The 10,110-nt window shown below is 71.8% G+C and carries 12 protein-coding genes; 5 read left to right on the top strand and 7 right to left on the bottom strand.

All coding sequences use genetic code 11. The features are described from left to right. The first annotated feature begins 294 nt into the window (after window positions 1–294). The gene (locus tag ACFYNU_RS20610; protein WP_356592433.1) at window positions 295–885 is read left to right on the top strand and encodes a hypothetical protein; all 591 of its coding nucleotides are present in this window, start codon (window positions 295–297) and stop codon (window positions 883–885) included. Between the two features lie 106 nt (window positions 886–991). On the opposite strand, the gene ACFYNU_RS20605 is transcribed toward ACFYNU_RS20610, so the two are convergent. Next, on the bottom strand, window positions 992–1,477 hold the full coding sequence (locus ACFYNU_RS20605) for a hypothetical protein (RefSeq protein ID WP_356592435.1): 486 nt from the start codon (window positions 1,475–1,477) through the stop codon (window positions 992–994). 320 nt (window positions 1,478–1,797) lie between these two features. Here ACFYNU_RS20605 and ACFYNU_RS20600 point away from each other — a divergent pair, with 320 nt between their 5' ends. Further along, on the top strand, window positions 1,798–2,457 hold the full coding sequence (locus ACFYNU_RS20600; RefSeq protein ID WP_356592437.1) for a class F sortase: 660 nt from the start codon (window positions 1,798–1,800) through the stop codon (window positions 2,455–2,457). A 76-nt stretch (window positions 2,458–2,533) separates the two neighbouring features. Here the strand turns inward: ACFYNU_RS20600 and ACFYNU_RS20595 are convergent, their stop codons facing one another. Then, complete coding sequence (locus ACFYNU_RS20595; RefSeq protein WP_356592439.1) at window positions 2,534–3,391, bottom strand: polysaccharide deacetylase family protein; 858 nt, start codon at window positions 3,389–3,391, stop codon at window positions 2,534–2,536. A gap of 280 nt (window positions 3,392–3,671) precedes the next feature. On the opposite strand from ACFYNU_RS20595, the gene ACFYNU_RS20590 reads away from it, so the two are divergent. Next, window positions 3,672–4,133, top strand: coding sequence for a universal stress protein (locus ACFYNU_RS20590; protein ID WP_023537051.1), 462 nt, complete (start codon window positions 3,672–3,674; stop codon window positions 4,131–4,133). 24 nt (window positions 4,134–4,157) lie between these two features. On the opposite strand, the gene ACFYNU_RS20585 is transcribed toward ACFYNU_RS20590, so the two are convergent. After that, window positions 4,158–5,360 (bottom strand): CapA family protein, encoded by a 1,203-nt coding sequence (locus tag ACFYNU_RS20585; RefSeq protein ID WP_356592441.1) that lies wholly within the window; start codon window positions 5,358–5,360, stop codon window positions 4,158–4,160. 269 nt (window positions 5,361–5,629) lie between these two features. On the opposite strand from ACFYNU_RS20585, the gene ACFYNU_RS20580 reads away from it, so the two are divergent. After that, window positions 5,630–6,208 (top strand): sigma-70 family RNA polymerase sigma factor, encoded by a 579-nt coding sequence (locus tag ACFYNU_RS20580; RefSeq protein WP_356592443.1) that lies wholly within the window; start codon window positions 5,630–5,632, stop codon window positions 6,206–6,208. Here ACFYNU_RS20580 and ACFYNU_RS20575 read toward each other — a convergent pair. Then, window positions 6,148–6,381: a zf-HC2 domain-containing protein gene (locus tag ACFYNU_RS20575; protein WP_388766931.1), complete on the bottom strand. Its 234-nt coding sequence runs from the start codon at window positions 6,379–6,381 to the stop codon at window positions 6,148–6,150. The genes ACFYNU_RS20580 and ACFYNU_RS20575 overlap by 61 nt on opposite strands. Window positions 6,382–6,451: 70 nt before the next feature. On the opposite strand from ACFYNU_RS20575, the gene ACFYNU_RS20570 reads away from it, so the two are divergent. Further along, the gene (locus ACFYNU_RS20570; RefSeq protein ID WP_356592447.1) at window positions 6,452–6,997 is read left to right on the top strand and encodes a hypothetical protein; all 546 of its coding nucleotides are present in this window, start codon (window positions 6,452–6,454) and stop codon (window positions 6,995–6,997) included. A gap of 34 nt (window positions 6,998–7,031) precedes the next feature. Here ACFYNU_RS20570 and ACFYNU_RS20565 read toward each other — a convergent pair whose 3' ends face one another. The 3 genes from ACFYNU_RS20565 to ACFYNU_RS20555 are packed head-to-tail and all read right to left on the bottom strand — an operon-like array spanning window position 7,032 to window position 10,082. Then, window positions 7,032–8,228: a histidine kinase gene (locus ACFYNU_RS20565; protein ID WP_356592449.1), complete on the bottom strand. Its 1,197-nt coding sequence runs from the start codon at window positions 8,226–8,228 to the stop codon at window positions 7,032–7,034. Next, window positions 8,225–9,712 carry a cation acetate symporter gene (locus ACFYNU_RS20560; RefSeq protein WP_356592451.1) on the bottom strand — a complete coding sequence of 496 codons (1,488 nt, stop codon included), beginning with the start codon at window positions 9,710–9,712 and terminating at the stop codon, window positions 8,225–8,227. The genes ACFYNU_RS20565 and ACFYNU_RS20560 overlap by 4 nt, the downstream gene beginning before the upstream one ends. 7 nt (window positions 9,713–9,719) lie before the next feature. After that, window positions 9,720–10,082, bottom strand: a complete 363-nt coding sequence (locus ACFYNU_RS20555; protein WP_356592453.1) for a hypothetical protein — start codon at window positions 10,080–10,082, stop codon at window positions 9,720–9,722. Between the last annotated feature and the right edge of the window lie 28 nt (window positions 10,083–10,110).

Here is a 10,110-nt window from a genome sequence, read left to right as displayed (position 1 = left end):
CTCGGGCGGGCTCCGCCGGCCCCGGCCCCCCCCTTTCCAATCCGGCCCCACCAAACCCGAAACCCCCCCGTTTTGGTTTTCACCCCCCCCCCGGCCCCCCGCCCCCCCCCCCCCCCCGCCCCGCCCGGCGACCGGGAACACGGGCGGGCCAGTCGGGTGACATGACAACCCGTTCGCCCGACTGGGATCGCGGCTGTGGTAAGGCGCTCCTAGCGTGCCGGGTATCGAGGTGCATTTCCCGCCATCTGCGGAAATCAGTTCCGCACTGCCCCTCGGAGACCCGGAGGATTGTCCATGCGCGCGATACGTGCCGCGTCCGCCGCTCTGCTGGGAGCGGTCGCACTCGCACTGACTACGCCTGCCGTGGCCATGGCCACGGCGGCGGCCCCTGTCACACCGTTCGGTTTCGCCGTCACCCCCTCGGTGATCGCGGCCGGCGGCCAGGTGACCCTCACGGTCACCGGTTGCAGCAGCACCGCCACCGCCGAGTCCGGGGTGTTCGACGACACCGTCATCCCCTCCGGGGGATCGGCGCGTGCCTCCATCTTCTGGGACGCCAAGCCCGGCGCGATGTACGAGGTGACCTTCACCTGCAACGGCCAGGAGGGCACCACCGACCTCACCATCGCCGGCGGCACCCCCGCCCCGACGCCCACGCGGACGTCGACCCCCACCCCGACCCGCACGGCGAGCCCGTCCGCCACGCGTACACCGACCTCCAGCTCCACGGCCATCGCGCCTCCCGGCGGTGTCAAGGGCGGCCTCGGCGGCAGCTTCATCGGCATGAACAGCACGGAGCTCGCGGTCGGCACCGGCCTGGTGGCCGCGGCGGCCCTCGGCACCGTACTGGTCGTACGCCGTCGCTCGGCGAACCGCCAGCACTGACCGGCGATCACCGCCCGCCGCGCCGTACGTCTCAACGCCCGTCGCCCCAAGTCCTGTTCGGGACTTGGGGCGACGGGCGTTCTCCGTAAGGAGGAGGTCCCGCGGGTCAGACGAGCGAGTCGCTCATCCGACGGCGGCGGGCGATGAAGAACGTGCCGCCGACCGCGGCCGTGGCGACCAGACCGCCGCCGACCGCCATCTCGGTCGAGCTGGGGCCGATGGAGCCACCGAGGCCACCCTCCGCGCCCTGGCCGGCCAGCACGCGGAAGCGGTGGGTCGCGATGCGGCTGTTGTCGTTGCACTTGACGGACAGGTTGTAGTCGCCCGGCGTGGCGTGGTTGTGGATACGGGCCCTGGCCTCCGAGTGACCCGAGGAGTTCACCGACAGCTGCGCCTTGGGGAAGGCGTTGGACGTGACGTGACCGCCGTGGCCACAGCCCTCGACCTTGATGTGCAGCGTGCCGCCCTGGTGCACGGCGAACGGGTTGACGGTGATGTTGGTCGGACCGTTGGTGGCCCCGGCCAGCGGGGCGGAGAGCGCCACGGCGGCGCAGGCCGCGGCAGTCACCATGAGAGCGCGTGAAGCACGCATCGTTGAGCCTCCAGCGGAAGACGCCCCAAAGCGGTGCTCCGGGAAATTCGACGAGTACGCCCTCCATGACGAACCATCACCGGCCAGTGCATTCGACGCATTTCGGCACTGGTCCACCCCGGTGAGGCGACACGCCGACAGAACGCGCCCGGATCTGACGGACCCGCAGGTCACGGACTGTCAGAGGTTTTATATGACGACTACTCGAATGGGGCAGTTGGCGTGGCGCGGACGGCCGCACCACCCATTCGCCCTCCAGTTCTCGCCGACCCGGACGACCGCGCTTAGCGTGCGTACCAGGCGCCCACGAAGGGAGAACCATGGGCCTGGACCACGGCGGCTCGGAGTCGAGGAGACGCTCGCCCTGGGGCGTTCTGGCTCTTGTCATGCTCTCTGGTCTCGCACTGATGCGGAACGGGGCCGACGTCTCCCTCGGACCACCCCAGCCGGCCTCGGCGGCGGCGCTGGACACCCGGCAGGAAGCGGTGACCGAGCCGGAGAACGTCCCCATCGTGAAGCCGCTGCCGTACGCCCCCATGTCCCGTGTGACGATCCCGGCGATCAAGGTCGACGCGCCGGTGATGGACGTGGGGCTCGACCCGGAGGGCTGGATCGCCGCTCCGCCTCCCCAGGACGCCAACATGGCGGGCTGGTACCAGAACGGCGTCGCCCCCGGCCAGCGCGGCACCGCCGTCGTCGTGGGCCATGTCGACAACCAGGCGGGCCCCGCGGTCTTCTACGGCCTCGGCTCGCTGAGCAAGGGCGAGCACATCGAGGTGACCCGTTTCGACGAGCGGGTGGCGGTGTTCGAGATCTACGGCGTCGAGGTCTTCTCCAAGAACGACTTCCCCGGCGCGCGGGTGTACGGCGACACCGGCCACTCCGAACTGCGTGTGATCACCTGTGGCGGCGGCTACTCGAAGGCGGGCGGCTACGACGGCAACGTCGTGGTCTTCGCCCGGCTGGTCGAGACCCGCTGAGCGGGCGCCGATCCCCGTACGGAGCCCCGCGGGGCGGGGTGGGACGGCGCTCGTCGCGTCCCACCCACGGCCGCCGTCAGGGTCTCGGTACGGTGATGCCGTACCCCTCCTCCAGCAGCCGGGGCAGATAGTCCCGGAGCGCGGCGACGCTCTGGGACCGGTCGCCGCCCGCGTCGTGCGACAGCACCACGACCCCCGGGGCCGCCCCGTCGAGCACCGTGCGGACGATCCGCCCGGTGCCCGGTGACTTCCAGTCGAGGGTGTCGACGGTCCAGGCGAGCGGCTCCATACCGAGGTCGGCGCCGATCTCGAAGGTGTGCCGGTTCCAGGAGCCGTACGGGGCGCGGAACCAGATCGGCGGACGCCCCAGCGTCCGCTCGATCACCTCGCTGGTGCGTTCCATCTCCTCACGGATCCGGGCCGGCCCCAGCTTCGGCAACTCCGGGTGCGACCAGGTGTGGTTGCCCACGATGTGCCCGTCGTCGGCCATCTCGCGCAGCAGGTCCCGCCGGCCCGTGGCCATCTCGCCGCAGACGAAGAACATCGCCCGTACGTCGTGGGCGCGCAGCGTCTCCAGGATGCCGGGGGTGTAGTGCGGGTCGGGCCCGTCGTCGAAGGTGAGCACCATCGAGTGGCCCAGGTCGGGCATCTCCAGGAAGGGCTCCTCACGTACGGGAAGCCTGGCGGGCCGTCGGTCCGGCGGCTGAAACTCCGTCATGGGGCTCAGCCTGTAGGCCGACGGCCGGTGCGGCAAGGCCGCAGGGGCACCACCCGCCGGGGCACCCGCCTGCGGACGCCCGCCCGCCGGGCGGCCCGGGGTCTGGGCGTCGCCCGCGGTCAGCAGCCGGGTCAGCCCGACGGCTCCGAGGACCGCGGCGATACGCAGCACGGCCCGGCGCCCCGGAATCATCTGGTCCTTTTTGAAGGCTTCCATGGCCAATGGCTCGCACGGCCGGTGCGTCCTGTCCCTCACCGACACCGCCGACGGCGGGGAAAGCACCCGATGGGATGAGCCGATGAGCTTCCGTGGCAGCGACCCGTCCGCCCGGCCCCGGCCGGCGTCCCCCGGCCCGGTGAGGTCGCCCTCCACACCGACGCCCATACGTCGCGCCCCGGGCTCAGTCCGACAATTCGCGCCTGGCCGGAACCGTTCGAAACCGCTGTCGGGCGGACCCCTGGAAGGGAGCCTCCCGGAAGCCGATAGCCTCGCTGCCGTGACGGATCAGCAGCCCTCCCCCTTCGAACGCGGAACCGACGGCCCCAAGGTGATCGTCGCCGGTGTGGACGGCTCCGAGTCGTCCCTCCGCGCGGCGGCGTACGCCGGTGGTCTCGCCCGGCGGCAGAACGCCCTGCTCGCCATCGTCTATGTCCAGCCACTGATGTCGTCGGGGGCCGCGCTCGGCGCCCCGGTCGCCGACACGACCGGGGAGATCGCCGAGGATCTCGCGGAGCAGATCCGTACCAGCGCGGAGCAGGTCCGCGGCATCTGGGACATCCGCTGGGAGTTCCACACCCTGCGCGGCGATCCGTACAACGGGCTGGTCACGGCCGCCGACGACCTCAAGGCGGACGCCGTGGTGGTGGGCGCGTCGGAGTCGGCGGGGCACCGGTTCATCGGTTCCGTGGCGGTACGGCTGGTCAAGGCGGGCCGCTGGCCGGTGACGGTCGTCCCGTAGCACTCCCGTCACCGGCCAGGGGGCTCAACGGCCCATCGTGAGGCCGTCCTTGGCGGCGCCGCGGCCGAGGACCGCGGCCTCGATCGCGGACCGGGTGGCCCGGTAGTCGTCCCTCGACGGGTCGTCCTCCAGCGCCTGCGACAGATTGATCACTCGTCCGACACTGTTGTCCATGGTCTGCGGGATGAACTCCGCCTTCGTGACGGGCCAGCGCCCGCCCTCGGCGGCGGGCGGCGCGAAGGTGAACCGGCCGATCGTGCCCTGGGTGCCGCGCGGGTCGGCCTGTCCGGCGTTGTTGATCATCTCTCCGGCGATCTGGTCGCCCATGCCGTAGATGATCCAGGTGCCGTTGACCTTCTCGTACGCCTGCGGGGCGTGGACGTGGGTGCCGATGATCAGGTCGATGTCGGGGCGGCCGTCGGTGGTGGACGCGGTGAGCCGTTCGCCGAGGCGCAGTTGCGCTTCGTCGGGCGCCGTCTCCCACTCCGTACCCCAGTGCATGCTCACGACGACGACATCGGCGCCCGCCGCACGGGCGGCCCGTGAGTCGGCGAGGATCTTCTCCTCGTCGATGAGGTCGACGGCCCAGGGCTGTCCGTCGGGCAGCGGTTTGCCGTTGGTGTCGTAGGTGTACGCCAGTTGGGCCACCTTCGCGCCGCCGGCGTCGAGCAGCGCGGGGCGGGTGTCCTCCTCGGCCGAGCGCGCCGAGCCGGCGTGCTTGACGCCCGCCCTGTCGAGGGCGCCGAGCGTGCGGCTGATGCCGTCGGCCCCGGCGTCGAGGGTGTGGTTCGACGCGGTGGAGCAGGAGTCGTAGCCGGTCGCCTTGAGGGCGCCGGCGATCTGGGGCGGTGACGAGAACGACGGGTAGCCGGTGAAGGGCCCGCCGTCGGGGCCGTACACCGTCTCCATGTGACAGATCGCCACATCGGCGGCCGAGACGACGGGCTTCACCCCGGAGAGCATCGGTACGAAGTCGTGGCCCGCGCCGCCGGCGTCGACGTTGGCGCGGCTGATGACGGAGTCGTGCGGCAGGACGTCTCCGGAGGCGACGAGGGTGAACCCGCGCTGCGGCGTGGCGCCGCCGGCGGCCGAAGGGCCGGTTCCGGCGGCGCTGCCGGCGGGCCGGTCGAGGGACGGGGCGGCCGTGCCCGGTCCGGCGCACCCCGCCGCCGTGCCGAGCAGCAGGGCCGCCGCGGCCACCGCTCCGTGTCGCATGCGCGTCGTCATCGGTCAGGCTCCTTCAGGGACGAGGAAGGCGACCAAACGGTCAACGCATACATTCTTCATATTAGTGTGACTAATGCTCCGAACGCGGCCAAGTACCTGAAATGGACGAAAGGGACCGGCCGACCGTTCACCGCACCACTCGCCGCGCGGAGCGACCGCTCGTCGCAGACCCTTGTGAGCCGTCTGTCCCCGGACGCACCGGATGCGTTCCGATACGCCAACGGCAGCGGCGCCGACGCCGGCGACCTCCGCGAGAAGGGACGTTCACGATGACCACCGCCACGGCCACGGCGACGACCGACGAGCGGGCGCTGACGGAGTTGCAGCGCGACCACGGCCCGGCACTCCTGCACTTCCTGCTCGGTCTCACCTACGGCGACCGGCAGCGCGCCGAGGACCTGGTCCAGGAGACGCTCGTGCGTGCCTGGCAGCACCCCGAGGCGTTCGAAGGCCCCTACGAGTCCATGCGCCCCTGGCTCTTCACGGTGGGCCGCCGGCTGGCGATCGACGCCCGCCGCTCACGTCTCGCCCGCCCCAGCGAGGTCAGCGACGGCGTACTCGAAGCGACCCCGGAGCCCGGCGACCCGACGGAACGCTCCGTCGCCGCGCTCGACGTGCGCGCGGCGGTGAAGTCGCTGAGCCCCGAACACCGCGCCGTACTCGCGCAGATCTACTTCAAGGGGCTGAGCGTGGTCGAGGCCGCGCAGGTGCTCGGTATCCCGGCCGGCACCGTCAAGTCCCGCTCCTATTACGCGCTGCGGGCCCTCGGCCGCTCCCTGCCCGGCTATCACAGGTCCTCCTCGTCGACGAGCGCGAGGAGCGCCGCGCCATCGGCCACCTCCGCATAGGCGGCGGCGCAGTTCGCGCAGCCCTCCAGGTGCCCGGCGATCAGCCGGTCCTCCTCGGGCGTGAGAGCTCCCAGAGCGTACGCACCGAGCTGCGACCGCACATGTCGGTCACCGCCCGCCTCACCCGTCACAATCGCCTCCGGTCCGCTGTCGGATCCTGCTCTTCTGGCCACGCTGGGCACCGGCCGCCGGTTCAATGCTCGGTGAAGCAGCGTCCCCGGAGAGAAAGGAAGGCGGAAAACAATGTGTCCGGAACGTCATGACGAAGGCGGTGGTGGCGGCCTGCTCGTCCCCATGGCATGGATGTACGCGGAGTACGTCGCCGACGAACTCCTGCGCACCGGCGACCTCATGCCGCCCACCACACTTGAGTACCGGGCGGGTCGCGACGCCCTCGCCCTGACCATCTTCCTGTCCGACGGGCCGGTCGGCGGCTCCGGCGGTGTGGCGCGGATGGCCGAGTGGCGGACGCTGACCGCGTACGGCACCGGTTGGCGTGAATGGGTCTGTCACCAGCTCGACCTGCTGGAGACCCGCGCCTGCCAGGCGGAACGGTCCGGCACGGCGCGGCCCGACCCGGATCTGGAACTGGCCCTGGACGCCTGGCGGTGGCTGGAGGAGACCGAACTGCTGGCCCCGGATCTCGACGCGGTGGGCGCGCCGGGCGGCGAGCCCCCGACGGGCGACGCCGAGGGGTGCGAGGTGAACGAGGAGGAGGGGCCGCAGGTGTGGACCCCGGCGTGGCAGCTCGGGCTGCCGCTGGGGCATCTCGCGATCGCCCTGTTCTGACAGCTTCTGATCCGAGTTCCGAGCCGGTGCGGGCTCAGGTGCCGTGCACGCCCGCGCGGTACTTCGGAATCCGTACGGTGATCCGCATCCCCGCCCCCACCCCCGTCTCGATGACGAGCCCGTAGTCGTCCCCGTACACCTGGCGCAGCCGCTCGTCCACGTTGAGCAGTCCGATGCCCGTGGACAGCCCGCCCTCCCCGCGCAGGATCTGACGCAGCCGCTCCGGGTCCATCCCCACCCCGTCGTCCTCGATCACCACCTCCGCCTCCGAACCGGCGTCGAGCGCGCTGATGGTGATGTGACTCATCGTGATCTTGCCCTCAAGACCGTGCTTGACGGCGTTCTCGACGAGCGGCTGGAGACAGAGGAACGGCATCGCGACCGGCAGTACCTCGGGCGCGACCTGGAGGGTGACCGACAGCCGGTCGCCGAACCGGGCCCGCACCAGCGCCAAGTACTGGTCGATGGAGTGCAGTTCGTCGGCGAGGGTGGTGAAGTCGCCGTGCCTGCGGAACGAGTAGCGGGTGAAGTCGGCGAATTCCAGCAGCAGTTCGCGGGCCCGCTCGGGATCCGTACGCACGAACGAGGCGATGGCGGCCAGTGAGTTGAAGATGAAGTGCGGCGAGATCTGCGCGCGCAGCGCCCTGATCTCCGCCTCGATCAACTGGGTGCGGGAGCGGTCGAGTTCGGCGAGTTCGAGCTGTACGGAGACCCACCGCGCGACCTCGCCGGCGGCGCGCGCGAGGACGGCGGACTCCCGGGGGGCGTACGCGACGAGCGTGCCGAGCACCCGGTGGTCGACGGTCAGCGGCACGGCCACGCCCCAGCGCAGCGGGCAGTCCAGATCGCCGCACCCGCTCGCGAACGCCGTGTCGCGGCCACTGGCGAGCATGGCCCGCACATGGTCCATCACATGCTTGCCGTGGTGCTCGCCGAGGCCGTCCCAGGCGAGCACCCGGTCCCGGTCGGTGAGGCAGAGCGCGTCCGTGCCGAGCAGCGAGCGGAGCCGGCGGGCGGCCTTGCCCGCGCTCTCCTCGGTGAGTCCGGCGCGCAGCGGCGGCGCGGCGAGCGACGCGGTGTGCAGGGTCTCGAAGGTGGCGTGCTCGACGGGCGTACCGACGTCGCTGGTCCGGTCGGGGCGTCCGTGTCCGCCGCGGCGGCCCAGCAGAAAACCCCCGGCGAACAGCAGCGCGCCGAGCACGAGCAGGACCGCGAGGGCCGCGCCGCTCATCGGGGACCTCCTCTGGCACGGGGCGTCAGCGCCTCCGGGAGATGGAAACGGGTCATGGCCGCCTTGGTCCCGGGCGGTATCCGCGAGCGGGTGGCCAGCGACACCAGGATCATGGCGAGGAATCCGACGGGCACCGACCAGACGGCGGGCCAGGCGAGCAGCGCGTGCGGCCAGCCGGACCGCACGGCGCCGCTGACGGTGATCCCGATGGCCACCAGCGCCGAGCCGCCGCCGAGCAGCAGTCCGGCGATGGCGCCGGGCGGGGTGAGCCGCCGCCACCAGATGCCGAGCACCAGCAGCGGGCAGAACGACGAGGCGGAGACGGCGAAGGCCATCGCGACGGCGTCGGCCACCGGCATGCCGCTGACCAGCAGGGAACCGCCGAGCGGTACGAGGATCGCGAGCAGCGTGGCCAGCCGGAAGTGCCGTACGCCGCGCGAGGGGAGCACGTCCTGGGTGAGCACCCCGGCGACGGCCATGGTCAGTCCGGACGCGGTGGACAGGAACGCGGCGAAGGCGCCGCCCGCGACGAGCGCGCCGAGCAGATCACCCGCCGTGCCCCCGATCACCAGATCGGGCAGCAGCAGCACGGCGGCGTCGGCGTCCGTACCGAGGGCCTGGGCGGGCGCGTACACCCGCCCGAGGGCGCCGTAGACCGGTGGCAGCAGATAGAAGCCGCCGATCAGGACGAGCACGCCCAGGGTGGTCCGGCGGGCCGCCCGGCCGTTGGGGCTGGTGTAGAAGCGGACCACGACGTGCGGCAGGCCCATGGTGCCGAGGAAGGTGGCGACGATCAGTCCGTACGTCGCGTACAGCGGATGGTCGGCGCGGCTCGACATCTCGGTGGGGTCGAAGTCGATCGCGGGCCGTCCGTCGCCCTGCCAGGCGAGCAGCAGGAAGATCGCGGGGACGAGCAGGGCGGTGAGTTTGAGCCAGTACTGGAAGGCCTGCACGAAGGTGATGCTGCGCATGCCGCCCGCCGCCACGGCGACCACGACGACGACGGCGACGAGGACGGCACCGAACCAGTTCGGCGCCCCGGTCAGGATCTCCAACGTCAGTCCCGCGCCCTGGAGTTGAGGCACCAGATAGAGCCAGCCGGCGCCGACGACCAGCGCGCTGACCACGCGCCGCGCGGGGCGCGACTCCAGACGGCCCTCCGCGAAGTCGGGGAGGGTGTACGCGCCGGAGCGGCGCAGCGGGGCGGCGACGAAGATCAGCAGCACCAGATAGCCGGCGGTGTAGCCGACCGGGTACCAGAGCATGTCGGGGCCGTGCAGCAGGAGCAGTCCGGCGATGCCGAGGAAGGAGGCGGCGGAGAGGTACTCGCCGCTGATCGCGGCGGCGTTGAGGCCGGGCCGCACGGTGCGGGAGGCCACGTAGAAGTCGGAGGTGGTGCGGGATATCCGCAGGCCGAAGCCGCCGACGAGGATCGTGGCGATCACGACGACGGCGACCGCCGTCACCGTGTAACTCTGGCTCACTGCGGCGTCACGGCAGCGGCCGGCCCTTCACGAGCCGGGCGAAGTCCCGCTCGTTGCGCTCCGCGCGCCGTACGTACCACCAGGCCAGCAGGGTCAGCAGCGGATAGGCGCCGACGCCGAGCACCACCCAGACGACGGTGGTGTCGCGCAGCGCGGCGAAGGCGAGCGGCAGGGTGCCGACGACGGCGGCGAGGAGGGCGAACGCGGTGAGTCCGGCGCGGAGTTGGCCGCGCATGAGCGAGCGGACGTAGGCGTCGCCGAGCGCGGTCTGCTCATCGATCTCGGACTGGGCGCGATAGCGGGGCAGGGGGCGTACGCGGCGGGGTTCGCCGGTGACGACCTCGCGCTTGGGGGTGGCGTCGGCGGTCATGGCCTCTCCTCCCCCTTCATGCCTCATG

This window comes from Streptomyces sp. NPDC006643, assembly GCF_042870175.1.
Lineage (GTDB): Bacteria > Actinomycetota > Actinomycetes > Streptomycetales > Streptomycetaceae > Streptomyces.
This window is presented reverse-complemented; position numbering and strand designations above follow the sequence as displayed.